7 protein-coding genes are annotated in these 21,327 nt (G+C 40.0%); 1 reads left to right on the top strand and 6 read right to left on the bottom strand.

Annotated features, from left to right (window positions below):
- Positions 1-288 precede the first annotated feature (288 nt).
- Positions 289-1,047 (bottom strand): hypothetical protein, encoded by a 759-nt coding sequence (locus ABJQ32_00060; GenBank protein ID MEP5288004.1) that lies wholly within the window; start codon positions 1,045-1,047, stop codon positions 289-291.
- A 122-nt stretch (positions 1,048-1,169) separates the two neighbouring features.
- Between ABJQ32_00060 and leuS the strand changes: the two genes are divergently transcribed.
- Positions 1,170-3,935 (top strand): leucine--tRNA ligase, encoded by a 2,766-nt coding sequence (gene leuS, locus ABJQ32_00055; protein ID MEP5288003.1) that lies wholly within the window; start codon positions 1,170-1,172, stop codon positions 3,933-3,935.
- 83 nt (positions 3,936-4,018) lie between these two features.
- Here the strand turns inward: leuS and ABJQ32_00050 are convergent, their stop codons facing one another.
- The 5 genes from ABJQ32_00050 to ABJQ32_00030 form a co-directional block, all read right to left on the bottom strand.
- Positions 4,019-13,759 (bottom strand): T9SS type A sorting domain-containing protein, encoded by a 9,741-nt coding sequence (locus tag ABJQ32_00050; protein ID MEP5288002.1) that lies wholly within the window; start codon positions 13,757-13,759, stop codon positions 4,019-4,021.
- Between the two features lie 186 nt (positions 13,760-13,945).
- A complete protein-coding gene (locus ABJQ32_00045; protein MEP5288001.1) occupies positions 13,946-15,367 on the bottom strand; it encodes a hypothetical protein in 1,422 nt (473 codons plus the stop codon).
- A 3-nt stretch (positions 15,368-15,370) separates the two neighbouring features.
- Positions 15,371-16,483, bottom strand: a complete 1,113-nt coding sequence (locus ABJQ32_00040) for an outer membrane beta-barrel protein (GenBank protein MEP5288000.1) — start codon at positions 16,481-16,483, stop codon at positions 15,371-15,373.
- 7 nt (positions 16,484-16,490) lie between these two features.
- Positions 16,491-19,781 carry a hypothetical protein gene (locus ABJQ32_00035; protein MEP5287999.1) on the bottom strand — a complete coding sequence of 1,097 codons (3,291 nt, stop codon included), beginning with the start codon at positions 19,779-19,781 and terminating at the stop codon, positions 16,491-16,493.
- Positions 19,781-21,295, bottom strand: coding sequence for a DUF4062 domain-containing protein (locus ABJQ32_00030; GenBank protein MEP5287998.1), 1,515 nt, complete (start codon positions 21,293-21,295; stop codon positions 19,781-19,783). The genes ABJQ32_00035 and ABJQ32_00030 overlap by 1 nt, the downstream gene beginning before the upstream one ends.
- Between the last annotated feature and the right edge of the window lie 32 nt (positions 21,296-21,327).

The raw sequence follows: 21,327 nt of genomic DNA, 5'->3' as shown, positions 1-21,327 counted from the left end.
ATCATAAATATCTGTAATTCAATCATTTGACTAAGCGAAACATCCCTGAACTTGTTCATAAACGTACAACGATGTGTTCATCTAGCACTTTTCTGTTTATTGAAATAGTTATATTATTTAACAATAATATTATATCAATTAAATTGCAGTACTATCTCAACTATCACTGTGTGATAAATGACTAAAAACTAAAACTAGTTTTAGAAGAAATTCGATTAGACCTAACCGAATCGATGATGAAAGCCCCAACCTGAGAAGGAAGGGGCTTTTTTGTTCTACAGCTGGGCGTTAAAATCCTCCTATCTTGAGTGTAATGAAATAATTGAGTTCATCAAATGCATCAGTCTCTGTATTTATCAATTCTAAATCCTGACTGAATCGTTTACTTACCCCCATAGCTAGACGAAAGTTTCGACTGATATTAAACTCTAGGTTAGCGCCCGGTTCCACATACCAGAAAACGTCGCTATCCACTTCCTTTTCCAATGGTCCTGGGACGGTATTATCTTCATTTATTCTATGATAGCCTAACCAGCCTGCTCCACCTGAAACAGGAAATGTAAAGTGAACTACTTCATTTGAGAAGAAAATTAGTTCTAAAAACATCCCTCCATATCCTCCTAAAATATTAACCTCACGTCCAGCTTCAATGTCATCAAACTTTGCTGTTGGAATGATCCCATGACCTTCAAAGCCTATTCCAAGTGTTCTGTTTATGATCCACCCTCCTCTTAGGCCGCCCAATACCATTGCTTCATCTCGAAATTTGGTGGTTCGAAAAGATAAAGCTCCAAAGCCTCCACTATGGCTCATGGAACCACTCAATGTCTTAATGTCTTGTCTTCGTCTTTTCTTACGTTCAGGCTCTGTGCTCTGGTAGTAAATGATCTTGGGCTTTTCATCTTCGTTCTCCGATTTTACTGAAGGTTTAGGAATCGTATCAGCAGGAATCTGCTTTGTCTCCGTTTTTGTAGAGTCACTTTCTTGAGCATTTATTGTAAAAGATGCTAATACACCCAGCATCGTTATCATCATCAGTTTTTTCATCCTTATTTTATTGAGTCTGTTTTGTTATAATGACAGCTAAAAGATTCAAGGGTTTCCCAAAATGTAAACCAATTTCTACTTTGCTTCTTTTACCTTTGCGAGCTTTAAAATTCTCAAGTATAATGGCGGAATACAATTTTCAAGATATAGAACAAAAATGGCAAAAATATTGGACTGAGGAGAAGATATATGAAGTCTCTAATCAATCCAATAAACCAAAATACTATATCCTCGATATGTTTCCCTATCCATCTGGCGCAGGGCTTCATGTAGGTCATCCGTTAGGATACATAGCATCAGATATTGTTGCACGGTTTAAAAGGCTTAATGGGTATAATGTCTTACACCCTATGGGCTTTGATAGTTTTGGTTTGCCAGCAGAACAATATGCTATTCAAACAGGTCAACACCCAGCCATTACCACAGATGAAAACATTGATAGATATAAAGAACAACTCAAAGCATTAGGTTTTTCCTATGACTGGTCTAGAGAATTAAGAACAAGCGATCCAAAGTTTTATAAATGGACTCAATGGATATTCAAGCTGATATACAATAGCTGGTATAATAATGAAACCGATCGTGCAGAACATATAGACAGCTTGACTTCTCACTTGGAAAAAAATGGGAACATCCACATTGATGCAGCTTGCGATTTAGACACCCCAACTATATCAGCGAAGAAATGGAACAACTATTCTGAGAAAGAGCAGCAGCTTTTTTTATTAAAATATCGGCTGACTTATCAGGCTGAAACAACAGTAAATTGGTGTCCTGCACTAGGTACCGTTCTTTCCAATGATGAGGTGAAAGATGGGTTTTCAGAACGAGGTGGTCACCCAGTTGTTAAAAAGAATATGCCTCAATGGAGCATGCGTATTACAGCTTATGCTGATCGATTGCTTTCCGGTTTGGATAAAATAGATTGGCCAGAGCCCATCAAAGAGATGCAACGAAATTGGATTGGAAAATCCTATGGTGCAGATATCGATTTTAAAGTTGAAGGGTCTGATCAAAAAATCACGGTATTCACCACTCGAATTGACACCATTTATGGCGTATCATTCTTAGTTCTAGCTCCAGAAAGTGAGCTAGTTACAGGTCTTACAACAAAGGATCAGAAGAAAAAAATAGAAGAATACATCAGCATTGCTAAGAATCGATCAGAACGTGAACGAATGAGTGATGCTAAAAATGTAACTGGGACTTTTACTGGAAGTTATGCTATTCATCCATTCAATGGTGAAAAAATTCCTATCTGGATAGCTGACTATGTTTTGGCAGGATATGGCACAGGCGCTGTAATGGCGGTACCAAGTGGTGATCAACGAGATTTTGATTTTGCTAAGAAGTTTGATCTACCTATTCCTCTAATCAATGATGCACAAAAACTAACAGATACAGAAGCTGATCCTACTAAAGAAGGAAAAATAATCAATTCTGATTTTCTCAATGGACTTACACCAGTTGAGGCGATGGAGCAAGGAATTGAAGAGGTAGAAAAGAGAAGTATTGGAGTTCGCAAAGTGAACTTCAAACTGCGAGATGCTATTTTCGGTCGTCAGCGATATTGGGGAGAGCCTATCCCTGTATACTATGAAGATGGCATTCCTAAGCTTGTTCCGGATGAAGAACTTCCACTAGACCTACCCAAAATCAATGAATATCTTCCAACCGAAGATGGCGATCCACCGTTAGGTCGTGCGGAAAATTGGAATCATAATGGTCAACCTTATGAACTTTCCACTATGCCTGGCTGGGCAGGCAGTAGTTGGTATTTCTTCCGATACATGGATCAGGATAATGATCACGAGTTTTGTAGCAAAGAAGCCATGAACTATTGGCAAGATGTGGACTTCTACATGGGTGGAAGTGAACATGCTACTGGCCACCTGCTCTACTCACGATTCTGGACCAAATTTCTTTGTGATATGGAGATCATCGAAGTAGATGAGTATGCGAAAAAGTTAGTGAATCAAGGGATGATTCAAGGGCGCTCTAATTTTGCATATCGTATCAATGGAGAAAATAAATATGTTTCCAAAGGGTTGAAAAGTCAATACAAGACCTCTCCCATTCATGTAGATGTCAATATTGTAAAAGACGATATCCTTGATATTGAAGCATTTAAAAGCTCGCGACCTGATGCAGCCAATGCGGAATTCATTCTAGAAGACGGAAAGTATGAATGTGGTTGGGAAGTGGAAAAAATGTCCAAGTCTAAGTTCAATGTGGTAAACCCCGATGAACTCGTAGAACGATATGGAGCGGACACCTTGAGGATGTACGAAATGTTTCTTGGCCCAATCGAACAAAGTAAACCGTGGAATACGAATGGTATAGAGGGGGTTTATAAATTTCTACGGAAATTCTGGTCCTTATTCCATATGGATGCTGCCTTCAGTATTTCAGATGACGAACCAACAAAGGATGAATGGAAGGTTCTTCATGGAACCATCAAAAAAGTAGCTGAAGACGCTGAAAGACTTTCTCTGAATACATCGGTCAGTACATTCATGATTGCAGTGAATGAACTGTCTTCCTTGAAATGTAATAAACGAGGCATTCTTGAACCAATGAGTATCATACTCTCTCCTTTCGCACCACATATTACAGAAGAGTTATGGCATTTACTGGGACACGCTACTTCAGTGGTAGATGCTGCCTATCCATCGTTTGAGGAAAAGTACCTAGTTGAAGATTCCATTGAATACCCTGTTTCAGTGAATGGTAAGATGAGAGTCAAAATTAGTTTTCCTGCAGATGCTACCAAGGAACAGGTCGAAGAAGGTGCCTTAGCTCATGAAATCATTCAAAAATGGATGGATGGTAAGGAGCCTCGCAAAGTGATCGTGGTGCCTAAAAAGATTGTGAATATTGTAGTATAATAGTCACAAATAAACAAATGGGAAACAAAAAGGTCCTTGCTAAAATCAGCAAGGACCTTTTTTCATGAGACTGCTCAATCTTTTTAATGAACAATCATGATTCGTTTAGCCTCACGCTTTCTATCTTCCCCGTATAGGTGAATAAAGTACATTCCAGAAGGAACATCAGCCGTTTGAACCGTCATCGTTCTGGTGCCTCTGGATACCTCCCCTTTCAATACTTCTCTTCCTGCTCCATCATAGATGATCCATTCCGTATCTTCAGCTATGCCATCCGCAAACTCCACGGTAACTTCTTTATCTGCCGGGTTGGGATAAAGGACAAAGTCTTTGATATCACTCAATCCTAAAGCAAGCTCTGCATTCGGATTACTCAATCCTAAAATTGACGATTGAAGTATAAGCTTAGATGTCAAATCCTGTACATAAGCCACAACTGCTAAGGTATCCTTTGTGTACATATTGGACACAGGCCAAGTTATGGGTGAAATACTCAAAACATCACTAATTGCGACTGCTCCTTCCTCAAATTGACCTGCAGGAGTAGGTAGCATTCTCCGCATGACATTGGTAATGGTATCTCCATCAACATATCTACCAATCGCATTTTCATCCCCTTCTATAATAATCATCGGCTCAAGTATGGCGATAAAAAGTCCGAGTTTCGCATTATCACTTCCTATCTCAGAAATAGCCTCAAAATCAGCTCCTACTGTCAATTCATTTTGATCATCAATAGACGCATTGATCGTGATAGTAAATCCTGGGTTATTTAACTTTGCATTGGTCAATTGCGCAGCAAGGCTATTGAACTGATCTTCGTCAGATATCAACGTTGGTGTTCCTGCAATCGCTACACTTGGAACATCTTCAATACCGTAAAAAGAACTTCTTGCGCCAGGAGCAGACGTATTTCGTTGATTTAGGATATCAAGGCTATCTCCATTATTCGCAAAGTCAGTGAAGTAGTTGATTCGAACAACATCTCCAGTGTTAAAGATGTTTTCATTATCGATAATAGTGTTAACAGCCTTGCTTTCTTCACGTAAGGTGGTTGAAAATTGTTCAACTAACACCACTTGATCTCGTTCGTAGATTTCAACCAAATCAAACCCAAAACCTTGTGTTGTCTTTGTTCCTGCCTGAGCAGAAAGAGCAAATCTAAATCGTGCATACTGTGCCGTAGGAGGAACACTGATTGGAGAAATTGCTGTTTCCCAATCACTATTTTCTGCCCAACCAATTCCCTGATTATTATTCGAAGAAGATAGTGGTGCTCCCGGTGGAGAAACTGATCCTGGTGCACTGGTAATCGCCTCTCGATTGTACCATCCTGGTGTAGATGCTAGACCAATACCTGATAAGCCTGCATTGAACGATCCTACATTCACCCAATTTCTTCCATCATCAATGGACATTTGAAACACAACTCCATCCCTAAAAGTCTCAAAATCTTCTAACCTCAAGAAACTAATGGTAGGCGCATTGAATGCTCTTAAGTCAAATGAAGGCGAATAGACAAATGATACTTCTGATTCTAAATATCCATTGGTATAAAAAGCATTGCTTCCACTTGCGGTACCATCTCCGGCTAGATCAGGAATATCTATTCCCCTTTCCCATGAAGTACTCAGCATATTCGATTTCCCATCTAGGGATAATGTTTCAACAGTCCATCCACCGTTATCTATTTCAAAATCTTCAGCATAAGCTGCTGTAGGACTCAATCCAGTAACATGATCAATAATCAATACTTCCCTTGTTCCATTTATTCTACAACCTGCAGTTGTTCTCATCCCATATTCAACCGTATAGGATCCACTAGAAAGAAATGAATAATCAAAACTATATGGTAAGGTAATATTACTAGCTCCCAGTATAGAAACTTCCTGTATCCCATCAACAATCACCCCTATACTATCAATATTGTCATCTGGGAGAGCATTATTATCTTCAGACAAGCTGAATGAGGTTGTCCGTCCTTCCGTCGTTCCTACCCAGGTAAGAGATGGAACAGGTGCCTCACCTACCGTTATTTGTTGAAGGTTGATTGCCGTTTGGCAGCCTGTTGTATTGTTTGTAACAGTTACCCCGAAATTTCCTGAAACTGTTTCCAGATTATATGTAAGGAACGCATCCGAGATATTACCGTCCAAATCAGTCAATTCAGCAGAACTATTATCAATCGTAGCACCACCTACTCTCCATGAGAATGTATAGTTCGATTCGTCATCAGACATATCCACAAAAAGCTCGATGTTATCCACCGCACAGGAATTTGAAGCTTGTATCGTACCTGTTACAATCTGAGGGCGTGGATTTACATAAACAAATAATGTTGTATCACGCTGACATCCAAAATTATCCGTAAATGAATAAGCAATTCTATGTTCGGATTGCGATGCAAAAGGAGTTGTACCAGAAGCCCCGCCATGGAACACATCATGTGCATTTCTAGGGTTAAATTCTGCTGAATTATTGCCGGTATTCGTCAAACCACCACCCGTATTTATAGAGAAACTACCACTTCCAATATTTGAAGCAATTATAACAGCATCATCTATATCAAACCCCGCAATACTCACTGGTGGATCATCGTAGCAAAACTCTAAAGCATTTGAGTTAACACCATTTAGCGCAATAGAGACATTAGGATCTGGATTGATTGTGATTGTATTCACCACATTTTGAATACAATTAGCTGCAGGGTCTTCATATGTCAATGTAATTTGAATCATGCTCGGATCACCTCCTACAATGTTCCCCTCAGCGTCTCTCATGTTACCCGTTGCATCCTCATGCCATGTTTTCAAGTCTGTGGTTGGGTTTCCTACACCATTGACCGCATCAAAATCTGAATCAATCAATGAGAGATCAGTTGCATTTCTTATTTCATATCCGATGATATCCTGAAAAGCAGCAGGCATAAAGCCACCACCATTATCTACCTGAAGGTCCAATGTAAAATCTGTGTCTGATGTACAGAATTGATCTCCATCATCAACATTTGCTATATCAATAGCATCCTGATCAGAGAAAGTCACCTGAATGATCGCCCCTGCCGGGATTTCACAAGCTTCTCCAGGAGCAAAATCATCTGTATCAAATCGTTGCGTCACCTCAAAAAATTTGGATTGAGCGATTGTAATATCCCCAATACCCATACCCAGATCATTAAACGTTGGCGCTGTGGATACCAGTAATTCAGAAGGGTTTGCGCCAGTTATATCGTCTACAGCATACCATACAAACTCTTTAGGGTTTGCAAAAGGTGAAGCCGCTGTTAACGTTGATCCAGGAAGAAGCTCTGAAAGGCACACTGCAAATTGATACGTATCAGGACCTACATTTAAATCCGTATAATCAGAAGAAACAATAGTCGGTATTTCATCTTCTAATATCTCATGAACTTCTATTGAAAAAGTCATGGCAGCACTCTCACAGCCAATAAAACCAGTTCGGTCATTGAATCCGGTAAGTCTTGTCAATTGGAAATCATATGTTCCAAATCCTAAAACTCCGTTTCCATCCACATCAAAGTCAGAATTGGTGGCTTGCAATACTATGTCTCCCTGCGATACGGTCTCTCCGTTTCCAATCCTGGCAATCTCTGTTGTACCATCTGTATCATAGAAAACATACTCATCTATTCCAGTACTTTGGAACCTGATATCTGCAAATGCGCCACCCTCACATACATGGACAATGGTTGCTCCAAGTGAAACAACATCTGCGACCGTTGGTGCAGTTGTTACAGGGTTTACATTTATTCGAATAGTCGTTAAGAGACCACTACACCCAATAAAACTTGAAGACGCATTGGTATTCTCTCTCCTCGACACTTGATAGACATAAACCCCTGTAGCACCAATCGCAAATGGTCCACCGTTTATATTCACAAAGCTATTGGGGCCCAAGCTGGTTATTCCTACTGATGAAGTTGGTGTAGCAGATCCTACGTCAGCATTTATATCTGCATAATAATCCAAGCGCGCAAGATAATTGGCATTGGTAAATCCCGATAAATCGTCCAAGTCTATGTTCAAATAGGTATCTCCATCACAATAATCAATTTCATAACTGTTTGCTCCTACTTCTGTGGCTTCAGCATTAGACACAATTGGATTATCAGGATTGGCATATACTTCCAATGTCACTTTTCTCAAGTCAGATTCACAATTAGTAGCATCTATCTCAGAAAAATAGAAAATAACCGATTGTTCAGTTAGTCGATTAGCCCCACCAACGGTAGTTATTCCAAGTTCATTTGCTGGAGCGACAGCAAAATCTTCAATATCATCTAATGGATTTAAGTTTTCATCATACCATCTCACATTTGTGCCTGCATTTGTACCTATGGTTAACAATGCTGTTCCAGCACAATATTCTAGCACATATTCATCAGAATCAATACCCGGATCAGGAGAAGCATTGATGACAAACCCTGTTGATCCACCACCTGCTGCTGTCGCTGCATCTAGTGTAGGTGTAGGTGTGTCCGCATTCACAATTAAATCAACCGTGATGGTTGTTGTGCAGTTACTCGGTGTAAGAGTTTCAGTCATGTATTGAATTCTGAAAAATCCTACGTCGGTTGCTTCGCCAATATTTGCGTCTTGATCAGGATTGGTTGGATCGAACGTATTAGTTAATATACCACTTGCGGTAAAATCCGCATACAATGTTGGGTATGTAGCCCCTCCATCATTAGATCTATATAACATATATCCATTGGTAATTGCTTGATTGTTTTCTGTCCCGAAAGTAGGAATAGGATTATCAGGATCTGTTTGATTTACCGACTGGACATATTGCAGATTTCTATTAATGGTAAAGACTGCATCATCCTCGCAATAGACTGTTCCTATATTAGATAAAGAGACGTCTGGCAGTCCGTAAAAAATAAAGTAGTTAACTGCATCAACTCTTTTTCGCTGAATTACACCAACCTGCTCAACAATTTCTCTTTCAAACCTGACCGATTCAAAATCCCCTAACGGTACGCTTAAAGCGTTAATGTTAAGCCTGTATTGAAAAGCACCTGGACCTTCTGTTCCATTTTCAATGCCAGCTCCAGAGGGAAAATCGGTAAATCCATGCCTTAGCCCATTGACAAACAACGTATTTATATACGGGGGAGTTGGAGGAGTTGGGGGAAGTGGAATTCCAATAGCTGAATTAAAACCTGTAAAATCAACAGTAAGATCAAGGATTCCTCCGCCTTCATTAGAGCAATATTCCTTCGCAATAGGGGTAGGTGGAGGTAAAGGAGAAACAAATATTTCCGTTTCTGGCTCTACTGTAAAAACAACAGATTCAGTAGTTGAAGCTCCTGTTGTATTATTTGTAATTGAGTACGTGATCGTATGAGCTTGTGCACCTCCTGCTCCATCATCGTCTGCTATTCCCGGATCGAAGATAACTAAGAGTGGATTAGGTGAATCTCCAGGATTAGTTACTGTAGTACCAGCGCCAGATACATTAACCGTATGTCCAGCAGGGTTACTAATGTAAATCGTATCCGTATCATCCGTGACTAGATAAGACTTACTGATGAAAGTGCTGTCTATCCCTGCAATGGTAGGGTCATCATCCGAATAGATTAGGAGCTCAAATTCAAAAGGACTGCTCTCACACACATCTACAGCCACAAAATTTGTAACAGCGTATGTATGTAATCCTACTGCAGGAGTGCCTAGATTAGCAGCTGTAGCATCAAAGGGTGCAGCTGCCGCCGTATAATCAGGATCAGCACCAACTCCTATTTCATCCCAACGAACTTCATCCTGACCAACATCCGAAACTTGTAAGTTGAAGTTTATCCCTGAACGAATATTTAAACTTGTAATTGCGTTTAGTGTATTTACTGTTTCATCAACTGATGTGATTTCAGCAGGTGCCAGATTGCTTTCAAACGAAGCGTACACATCAGTACCTAGTGATATTGATAGATCACCCCCACTCCTATACATGTTATCTGCAGCCCGAGCGATAGATCCAACAGCACTTACTTGCAAGCCGCTAATAATGATCACATCGGTTTCATCTGCGCTCCCATCATTATCAATCTCAATGCTTATGGATGCTGTTCCGATAAACTCAGTTTCTTCAGCGTCAACGGCTGACTCCAAGTCGATCGTTATATCATTATACCCTGCTCCAGAAAAAGTGGGAAGCACGGATGTATTGAACTCAAAGCCTGGAGGGAGCGATAAAATAATATTTCCGGAACTAATGATCCCCCCATCATCCGTCTCTGTAAGCGTGATATCACCTATAGTCGTGAAAACACCATCCGTACAAAGTGACTCAAGTGGCGCAGGGCTAATCGTAACTCCTCCATTTATTGTGAGTTCATTCGATGAATCATCTGATCCGATATTTGTAAAAGGATCAATCGTGGTAAGGATTACATCATATGTAGCTCCAACTGGCAAGGGTGTATCCAAGCTACCGGCTGGAAGTGTCCAGGTTCCATTCGCGTTATTGGTAGCCGATTTGGTATTTCCGCCCACAGAGAGTAGAATCTGCGCATTCACATCATCAATTTCTCCTGTTATTTCTGGATTTTGATTGGCTGTTGCTAAGACATCAACTGTTGAATAAGCTGCAGCTCCATCTGATGTAGTGCTAAAAGTTTGTAAAGGGTTATCTGCAGCTCCTGCACTCAGATCTTCCAAAATAGCAGCTGCTACTGTAATATTTGGTGTAACGTAGGTATCAAACTCAGTACCTGTGCTATCCACTGTCAAAGTAACATTTGGAGATGCAACTAATACTCCTGATACATTAAATCCTGGAATCGTGAAGCTCCCGGTTGCAATTGGGCCTATGTCAGAAAATGCCTCAGAGAATTCTATGATAATCTCATCGATGGTGCCATTAGGAGTCGCTTCTGTATCATAAGTGGTTGCAGTTCTAATAACAGGGCCAGCTCCATCGACCGGAGTAATGGTTCCCCCATCATATAGGTTTCCGCTAGCTAAGTAAGAAGCATTTACCTGAGCGTCATCTTCCAGGGTACCTGCTGTATAAACTAAGTTTCCAACAACAGCGGTACCCGTATAGGAGCTGAATGTAAGTCTGAACGTATTATCATCAGGAGTTGCTCCTGTATCAAACCCATCTGCAGCAATTGAATTGAATTGGAAATCAGCTAGTGTAACTGTGGCATCTTCAATACCATCAGGCATCACCACTTCTACTTCATCAATATTTCCGTCTCCATCAACATCCAAAGCAGTTGCTGTAGCGTTATCAAAATCATTTATTGTTAAATCCGGCAATGTGAATACGAAAGTGTATGACCCAAGCATTGTCGATGCTGTTGTGCGACCATTAATTTTACCTGAACTGGCATTTGCAGGACCAAAAGTATAGGTCTCTTCTCCTGTCCATGGGCCGTTATCTATATCATTTAAATAGAATCTATACTTACTTCCATCATAGTTTGATATGTTATTAGCATCGTTATTGCTAAATCTTATTTCTTTGTCTTCGTCAGTAGCACCTCCCGATCCATTATCGCCAGCTCTTAGTTCAATATCATTATTCGAATCTGAATTTACAAAGGCAGATGAGCCACTGGATGCATACGTTGCACATAATTGGTCATTATTATCACATAAGGCAGATCCATCCGTCCAATTCCCTTGCTCATAGATACCATTATCAGAATTAGCCAGTCTTACTGCTTTATCCGAAGCACTTCCAAAAACACCATCAGAAAATTCTAATTCAATGTATCCTTCAAAATCTGCTGGAGCTGAAGTCGTAACCCAAATTGCATCAACAATGGTTACAACATTGTTTACATCATTGACTTGAACTGCTCCAGTAGTTTCTCCATCCCCTAAAGGATTTCCTGCAGCATCTTCTAATGTTGTTCCGTCTGTATCAATAACCACATTGTCTCCAGCATCATACGTAGAAGGGACAGGTCCAACTGTAAGCGTAAATTGAATGGTGTCTTCTGGTCCAGTTAATGGATCTCCTAAAGCATCCGTTATTGAATTAATAGTAATCGTAGTAGAAGGGGTAACATTTGCCTGATTTTCATTGAAATCTCCTAAAACAGGTGTTCCTGTACCAACTTGTTGAATTGGTTCAGAATATACTACCTCTATGAATGAATTAGTAGGCTGTAAGGTAAAGTTATAAAGCACGGGTGCTGCGCCATCTTGTGTAGCAGTAAAGTCTTGAGCAACAGTCAAAGAATTATCTGAAGGTGCTTGATCTTCAATATCAGAAACTCCAAGGTTTATGTCAGGTGTAACCCCCGTATCCGGTGAGCCTCGTTCTGTTAATGTGATAGTAGCTCCATCCGTCCCATTGACCGCCACACTAGTAATGGTATATGTATAGGCTCCATCAGTAACAATAAAATCGTCAGATCCACCATCTGTATCTAAAGTACCACCATCGATATCTTCTGAAAATGTAACAGTCATTTGATCAATTTCGCCAGCAGTACCTCCTGTATCTCCAGTTATTGCCGAAATTATTACAGGGGCTGCTCCATCTGTAATGCTCGCGCCACTGATTGCCGCATTCGAATTGTTCGCCACCGACTGATCTTCTACTTCTCCTACGCCTATCACTAAGGTTGAAGCTGTATAGTCCGTTCCTACTGCTTGTGCGCCTGCTAACGTCAAGGTGATCACCGAACTCGCGCCTAATGGATCCGTGACACTCGCGCCAGTCAAATCCAAGCCTGCAGCTGATACACTGGCTAAGAAGCTAGCATCCGATGTGACGTAATTGATGTCTTCACTAAATGTAAAGTCTATCGTCGTTGAGGATGTCAACACCGCACTCAGCAACTCAGGAGAAATTCCATCATCTATAGTTCCACCTACTACAGCATTAGGAAATGTTCCTGCAGAGACATCTTCTACTTCGCCTGCTCCGATCACGAGATCAGGTGCTGAATAATCCGAAGCTACCGCCTGCGGTCCTGCTAACGTAACCGTAATTACTGAATTAGTTCCCAATGGATCACTCGCACTCGCTCCTGTCAAATCTAAACCTGTGGCTGATACACTAGCTAAGAAGCTAGCATCTGAAGTCACATAATTGATATCCTCGCTAAACGTAATGTCGATCGTAGTGGGTGTCGTCGCTACGGCACTGACAAATTCAGGGTCTGCTCCATCTGTAATGCTTCCTCCACTGATCGCTGCATTCCCATTGTCTGCCAGAGATTGATCTTCTACTTCGCCTAATCCTATCACTAAGGTTGAAGCTGTGTAGTCTGTTCCTACTGCTTGGGCTCCATCTAAAGTCAATGTAATCACCGAACTAGCGCCTGCCGGATCTGTGACACTTGCACCCGTCAAATCCAAGCCTGCAGCTGATACACTCGTTAAAAAACTAGCATCTGAGGTTACATAATTAATATCCTCACTGAAGGTAAAATCTATCGTCGTAGATGAGGTCAACACCGCACTAACCAACTCTGGCGAAATGCCATCATCGATGTTTTGTCCAGAAACACCTGCATTTAGGTCAGCACTAGAATCATCTTTTACTGTACCAACTAAAATTGCAAGATCAGATGCTGTATAGTCCGCTGATAAAGGTACAACAAGCGTGAGAGTTATTGTTGTCCCAGTTATAGAGGCACTGGCACCTGTTTTATCTAACCCACCTCCAGCATTAAGTCCTGCAATAAATGCTGCCTCAGTAGTTCCAAAATCAATATTAATATCATAAACGATATCAATTGTCGTAGTAGATGTAGCTGTGGCTGATTGAAAAACTGGGACCGTGGCTGAGGCCATTCCAGCTACTGCAAAGCACAAGAGAAAAAGAATTTTTTTCATGAAATGGTTTTTTTGTAAAGAAGCTGTCGGTGAAATGAAATCTCTATGTGACATGATGCTAGCGAGTTTATACTCAGTGAAGTTCTTAAATGGTTATTTCAAAACAAAACAGCTGACAATTTTTTCGATATAGGCTTTATATTTCAAGATAAGAGTATATGTAGTTAAAATTGTACTATTCAAGGATTAATCCAAAGAACCATCAGCATTCAATTTAATAATGGAGATAAGTTTTACTCCTCCTCCAAAGTCAACATTTGCCACAGCTACTATCTTTCCATCTGGCAATGTGACTGCATCTATAATCGTGTCGTCTCCATCGGATAATCCAAAAAACGATTCTTCACCTTCAACAGGGTTTGAAGCTTGATCAAATTTAGTGAACAAACCTTCGTTTCCTCTAGATAAATTATTATCTACAAAGGAGAGGTATTGACCTAATAGTATCAAATCATTATCAATCGCTTGAGTAACTCCTTCTCCAATGGTCTCAAGTGGAGCACTCTCTATATCTACTGTAAATGCAGAACTATCGTGGCTGTTACTATTTAAATATGTACCTCCATTACTCAAGTTCATTATAAAAGCAAATTGCTGATTCTGTGAAGTACTAGATGTGCCTACAATTGAGAAACCGCTTGTGGTTTTAATGACGTCATTTACTTCCTCATTAAATACAATACTGTTAGCTGGATCTGCTAGTCCATATGCCGCGGAGTTTACTGGGGTGCCATTTGGGTCTGTTTCTAAGTAGAACACATTTGTTCCATTATTACCTCCATTTTCCCCCAACAAACTAGGGGTATTACTATTCCCTATCATTACAAGATTTCCGTTCGATTTCTCAAATGCTCTCACTAATAAATCATCTTCTCCCGCACCTGAAATTCCTTGTATTTGATTAAAAACGACTCCATCACTTAAGGAAATTTTAGTGTAGAAATTATCAAAATGAATGGATCCTCCAGCACCAAATTCCTCTCCTCCAACCAATAAGACACCCTCTCCTACTGGAAGCGTAATAATATCATTACCAACTATATCTAACAATTCCCCAGCATTATTCTGAGCTAAATCAAATAAAAGGGTATCTCCCAGGGTTGTAATGGGCTGCAAGGCTTCATCAACAAATCCATAAGACAACCATTTCCAATCGGAAACACCTAATGCACTAATATTGATCGCTGAAGAACCGATAATAGCATACCCTAAGCCAGGAATATGTTGAATTTGACCTGCGATCTCATCTGCTCTAAAACGATCTGCAACACCATCACCAGTCCAATCATCTGCAAGTCCATCATCATCAAGGTCAAGCGTATCTGACAATCCAAATGACGTGGACGCTAAGACGTTTCCCACTAGGTCTGTTTGCAGAATGAAATAGTCGTCATCTCCTCTTTCTGTAGTTACTGTACCGAAAACAATAAGACTTTCAGGTACTTCCCCAGTGGCATTATAAACAATCTCAATATCACTTGCTTCATAACTTGTTAATTCGCCATAATACTTGATGAATGCTTCATCGGGCGATGGTGCGTTATCATCTTTAATCTGACAGGAAACCATCATCATGGTAATGATCAATATGTATAATAAGAATCTCATATACTAGCGGTACTGCTTACGTTTTCTTGGAATGTAAAGTGATCGGGTATATCCAAAAGATATTGAAATGGTATTGAGTGTCAAGTCATCTTCCACATGTCCAATTCCAAAGTTCACATCTTCATTTACCCATCGATTATCTGGATTGATATAATTCAAAAGAGCATTATCGTATCTCAATTCAAGGGAAAAGAAATCAACTTTTGCCCTTCCTACTCTGGAGCGAATTCCTATTCCAGCCATTATAGAAATATTGGTTCCTGCGACTTGGTCAGCAGACTTTAAATCCTCACTACCATCAGGCAATGTATACGCGGTTCCTCCAGTTCTTCTTGTATCTACATATTTAGCTTTTAAAACAAGATCGTATGATCCTCCAATAAAAACATAGGGTAAGAAACCGACACGGTTACCATCACTATCTTTCTTGTCATAATTTAAACTATACCTTGCCAAAATTGGGATACGGAGCATGTTACTTGTGTTCTTTGCAACATAATTAAGATCACCTTCTATTAATTCTCCCTCAATTTCATAGCTTGTTATGCGATATTGCAATCCCCCTGCTACTTCAATCCCTTTACTTATATGTCGCTCTGCTAATACCTCTCCCCAAAAGCCAATCCCTAACCCAGTATCATTCCCTTTTTCATTGTATCTTTTATTTCCGGATTGAAATGTGTTAAAGTCTTGAATCACAGCAGGAAGTGATTTGTTTACCCCCCCGCGAACTGCTATTCTTATAATTGGTTCTGTTTTAAACTTATCCTTTAAGAGGTAAAGTTCAGCAGGATCTTCTGGAGAAAACTGATGTTCCTTATCTACCTTCAAGAGTTCAACAAACATCTCTTCTGCCTTAGCTTCATTATCTTGAAACAAGTATGCTTTAGTTAGCAGCTTGTAAGCACGTATTTTCTCTTCAATAGTGAAGATTCCATCATCTAAGCATGTCTTAAACGTACTCGTATTCTCAGCATCATTAATAATATCAGAAAGTCTTCCTTGCTCAAATGCTTGTTCAGCCAAATTCAATGATCTTGAACACGAAGATGCTGACTGAGAATAGCCATAGGATGCAATAAAAAGTGCAGATAAAGCGATTAGATATTTCTTCATAAACTAATTAGAGTTCGTTCTCTCTTCTTGGCACTCCTGAACAAGTTTCAACATAATCAATCTCATCACCAACGTATTGCCTCCACTCATTTGCAGACATATTGCCAATGGTAATATGAGAACATATCTCTTTAGCCAACTTACCAACATTCGTTGGGTACCTTCTAATATTTCCATCATTTGCTCCAGTGATAAAATATTGACCATCGGGACTAAAACTTGCATCATTCACCCATCCTTGATTATCCCCTCCAGAACCCTTGTAATCCTGCAGAATGATAGGTAGGTCAAAAGGATTATCCAAATCCCACATTCTTACTTGCTTATTCCTTGAAGTAGCAAGTAAGAGCCTATCATTCGGGCTAAATTCAACGTCTGTAATCGGAGCTCTAAAACCCGTTAGCGTCGGTGGAATTTGACTTTGAGTTTTAAAATCCCAGATCTTAATTCTGCCATCATCGGTACCGTATGCTAATAGATTGCCTTTGTTGCTAAATTTCACAGCTTTGATAGGGCTAACCTTTTTTGAGGAAGAAATGACACCTGTTGAATCGTTAGAAGCAGATTTATTCACTAAAGTGGTAGCTCCCTTCCCAATATCCGTTAGATCCCAGATATAGACATTTCCGTCTTGTCCGCCACCTACTAGTGTCTTGGCATCAGGTGAAAGTGCAATTTTGTTAATTCTGACATTCGATTTTGCTAGTTCAGTTGATGTCCTAAAGTCGCTCCTCAAAATTCTATTATCATTTCCAACACTAATAAAACCTGAATTATCCGGAAGAAATAGCAAATCAAAAACTGTCCCTCCTTCGTGTCCGTTTATTTTTATAGGCTCTTGTTCTATGTTTTTAACATCAAATAGGAGGATATTATTTTGGTCTGTTCCAAGTGCTAAATACTGCTCATTAGGGCTAACATTAACCACTCTAGCCACGTCTTCATTGTAGAATATCTGATTCCACTCACGGCTTTCCACATTCCATTTAATTACTTCTCCATTGCCATTAGCTGAATAGAAATAGTTTCCATCATTCGAATGAACTACTGATCTTACAGCTACTACTGTATTTTCAGAATTTGAATTAACAGGTTTATGATATTGATTAAATACGGAATCACCTACTACAGGGTCCCCATACTTAATTTCATAGAGTCCTTGCAAGGCATTATATACACCAGCATAAATATCTCCATTATAGCCTTTGCCAGGATCTTTGTATTTCTGATGGAAGAAAAATGCTTGTAGCGCCACTAAACCTTTCAACTCAGCAAGGGGGCGGTCATCAGGAATAATTGATTTTGCCTTGATCGCCATGGATTGGGCAATCGCTTGATACCTCAAACGATCTGCTCTTTGAGAGGCTAGAATTGCTTTTTGTCTTTGGACGTCTGCAGAATCCTTTTGAATTCTGGCTTGCTCTGCAGCATCTTGAGCATTCTTACGTTCGACATCCGCTTCTCTTTGAGCTTCTTCTGCTTCACTTTGCCTTTGCTCAGCTAGAGCTGTCTGCTGATTTGCAAACCTAAGGTTTTCATTAGCAAGATCAGTTTGCTTCTCAGCTTCTGCCTGAGCTGATCGTGCATCAGCGGCATTGTCTAAAGCTATTTTTGCTTGTAAATCTGCCCTCTCTTTTTCTTTATCCGCCTCTGCTTTTGCTTCTATTGCCGCTGCTGCAGCTTTCTCAGCTTCATCTGCTTTAATAAATGAATAAATCAAGAAACTTAGGGATACCAAAACGGCTATAGCTAAAACAACCGCAGTGGTTCGCATCCTCTTAACCTGACGCTTTTGAAGGATTTCTTTATTTCGTTGTTCCGTCAGATAGGCTTTCTCAGATGTCTCTAAGAATACCATGGTGCGTTCAAATGCCGGATTGTACCTCTGCCCCCAAACCAAAGTAGGACGATTTTCCTCTCTCCAGTTAAGTGCCAGTTGAAGGTCTGGCATCTGCCATAGACCTGCTTTTCCTTCTTGATAACGCTCAGCCGCCTCTGATAACTTCAGGTACATTTCAGCTGCCTTTGATTCTTCATCCAGCCACCTTTTCAGACGAACCCAAATACGCATCAAACTTTCGTGGGAAATATCAATTACCGTCTCGGATTCCAATCGAACTCCAAAAGGAGGCATTAGTAGTGACCTTCCAGGCTCTCTAAACCTCTCTACTACTCTTGCGGCTTCATCTTCATTTACTCCGGCAATTGCCGAAATAGTTGCTAGTTTGGTAGGTCGTCTAATACCTTGGTTTTCAGAGCCTCTTTCTGTCAAAGCTTTGAACATCACCTCACAAATTTCTTTCTCGCGTTTACTCAATGAGTCAAAAGCTTCATTAGCGTGCATCGAGAGTGCTTCTCTCAATGTTCCAATGGAGTTATAATGTCTTAAGTCTATTGGTTCTCCAATCTTTCGATTTTCTGTCCAATATGACCATGTTCTCATCAAGGCATGTTGAAGAATAGGAAGTTGATCGGGATTGTCGCCAACATCATTCAGTAGTTGTTGTGTTAATCTAGGAGCTATTTTTCCTCCACCTACTGCTACAGGACCTTCAATGGCGGTTCTCTTTTGATCCCGAGTCATTTGAGGAATCAAGTAGTGAGAATCATTGATCATTTGAGTCAGGTCTGGAAATTGCGCGCATTCTCCAATGAAATCTGAGCGCATGGTCAGAGCTATGTAAACAGGCTCATCGTACTGATGGATGGCTTCCAAAAGAAGGTTGACAAACGCAGAAGATTCGTCCAAGTCAGATGTTGCTGACTCAAGTTTTCTATACCTAAAAAGTTCTTCAAATTGATCGACAAGAATGAGCACGTTTTGAAAATCACTCGTCTTTAACTGACGAACTACTTCGACTAGCCCCAAAGAGCTACTTCTCAACACGGTACTTATGATGGTTTTTCGTATAAGTTTGTCCTCACTTCCAAGGTTTGAATATTCTTTATCTTTTAATAATAATGATTCTGCTAGGTTATCTATTGGACCACCACCAGGTCTGGTAACGACAATACGCCAGTTGGATCCCGCTTCTGTCATGAATCCTCCATATAACGTTGGGATTAACCCACAATACATTAAGGATGATTTTCCACTTCCAGATGCTCCTAGAATAGCGACGAATTTATTATCGGATAATTTGACAAGAACTTCATCACTTTGTCCTTCTCTTCCAAAGAACAGATGACTTTCCTCTATTCCAAATGGTCTAAGACCTGGGAACGGATTTATTAACTGGGTAATATCAACGATATCTTGGATCTCTTGACCTTGAATATCAATTTCTTTCTCGCTCATCAGCTTTCCATTTTAGTTAGAAAAGGTTTAAGGTGTTCCGGACTGAATGTTCCTCCGTTATTACCTAAAACCATGGCGTTGTTTTTCTTATAATGCTCCATATCAACATCTTTCTGCCCCATGAAATAAACAGCTTTAGCCGATAATGGCTTTTCGCGTCCAAAACCCGGAGCTTTCAAAAGATCTTGCAATTTCGTCTTGATCCAGTCCTCTGTAGCCTGGCCAAAGTATATTATTGATGCATCGCATCTTCTCAAATTTTCTTGATGTATGTATCTTAAATCGACTAAGTCTCCTTCATAACTAGGAGAAACAACATTAAATCCTTGAGCCTTAAGATAAGTCTGGATACCTTCTATTTCGTCTACATCACGCTTATCTGCAATCAGATAAATCATTTTAGTCTTCTCGTCTTTCTGCTCTTCATCCAATCCTCTAATTTCTCTTCGATTGTTGAATCGCCCCCCTGTGACAAGCTCCTCTCTAACAATTCTTTTTAATTCTTGGAGTTGGATTTGAAGAACCTCTGCTTCTTCCAGAGCGGCAGCATCACTTTTTAGATCCTCAATGAAAATTTTTTGTCGTTCGGTTACATTTTTAAGATCAGGGGAAACCCAAATAAGTCTACTAAATGGTTTTTTATCGTCGCTCTTAGCTTCCTTATTCCTTTCAACCATCTGATATGTGTGGTCTGAAGCTACTCTATTTTGAATATCAACGACTGATAATTCTGATCCTCTGGGCTTGTATCCGTAATCTTCTCCAACCAAATGAATAGAAAGTCGACATCTTTCAAGATCGTCTCTCACCATTCTGTCCAATGCCTTAGATTCTTTTGGTAAGCTATGATCTGGTAGTACTTTGTAACCATGCCTGATCAACTCCCTCTTGATAATATCTCTCTGAATAACCATGTCTACACCTGTACTTGCTAAATACACTGTCTTTTCTCGCGGTATAGTTGCATAAGTACCAGATCCATCAGCAGCTTCTTTAGCATTCAAAACATGATTGATGTCGTAAGCCATATCGACTAGCTTCATCCAGTAACTCCTCTCTGCATCATTCCCGAAAAATCTTGTAAACTCTTGAGGGTCACCTGTCAGTGGATCGACCAGATAAAAATCATATGTGAGAAGGTCTTCTAATTCATTTAAATGAATATCTGGATCATATGGTCTTTTTAGAATTTTAAAGAAGCGCGGCACGCCATCAACTACCAGCTTTTCTTGCGTTTTCAATTTCTTACCATGTGCATTGAGAGCCTTAATTAAAACCTCATTTGAGGTTAAATTAGAAGTTACCACAGTAAGAATTATAAAATAATCATCTAACTCCGCAGCTGAGAAATTGGATTCAGTTATGAGCTTTATTTCAGGGTTTTCTCGAGTAATTTGATACATCAATGTAGATAAAAACTTATGGAAGTTTGTTACCCATCCTTTGATGCCTCCATCAATCATCGCATCGTCTTTTTCCGAATAAATTAGTGCTATGGTACGATTAATACTCATTTTTGAGATTAGGCGGTTTTTATATGGTGAAG

This window comes from Marinobacter alexandrii (assembly GCA_039984955.1).
In the GTDB taxonomy this organism is placed as follows: Bacteria; Bacteroidota; Bacteroidia; order Cytophagales; family Cyclobacteriaceae; genus Ekhidna.
The sequence above is the reverse complement of the archived record's forward strand: the minus strand, read 5'-3'. Positions and strand labels throughout refer to the sequence as shown.

What these genes read in the sequence shown, in the direction of transcription:
- ABJQ32_00060 (MEP5288004.1), bottom strand. Translation starts at nt 1,047, where the DNA reads ATGAAAAAACTGATGATGATAACGATGCTGGGTGTATTAGCATCTTTT.
- leuS (MEP5288003.1), top strand. Translation starts at nt 1,170, where the DNA reads ATGGCGGAATACAATTTTCAAGATATAGAACAAAAATGGCAAAAATAT.
- ABJQ32_00050 (MEP5288002.1), bottom strand. Translation starts at nt 13,759, where the DNA reads ATGAAAAAAATTCTTTTTCTCTTGTGCTTTGCAGTAGCTGGAATGGCC.
- ABJQ32_00045 (MEP5288001.1), bottom strand. Translation starts at nt 15,367, where the DNA reads ATGAGATTCTTATTATACATATTGATCATTACCATGATGATGGTTTCC.
- ABJQ32_00040 (MEP5288000.1), bottom strand. Translation starts at nt 16,483, where the DNA reads ATGAAGAAATATCTAATCGCTTTATCTGCACTTTTTATTGCATCCTAT.
- ABJQ32_00035 (MEP5287999.1), bottom strand. Translation starts at nt 19,781, where the DNA reads ATGAGCGAGAAAGAAATTGATATTCAAGGTCAAGAGATCCAAGATATC.
- ABJQ32_00030 (MEP5287998.1), bottom strand. Translation starts at nt 21,295, where the DNA reads ATGAGTATTAATCGTACCATAGCACTAATTTATTCGGAAAAAGACGAT.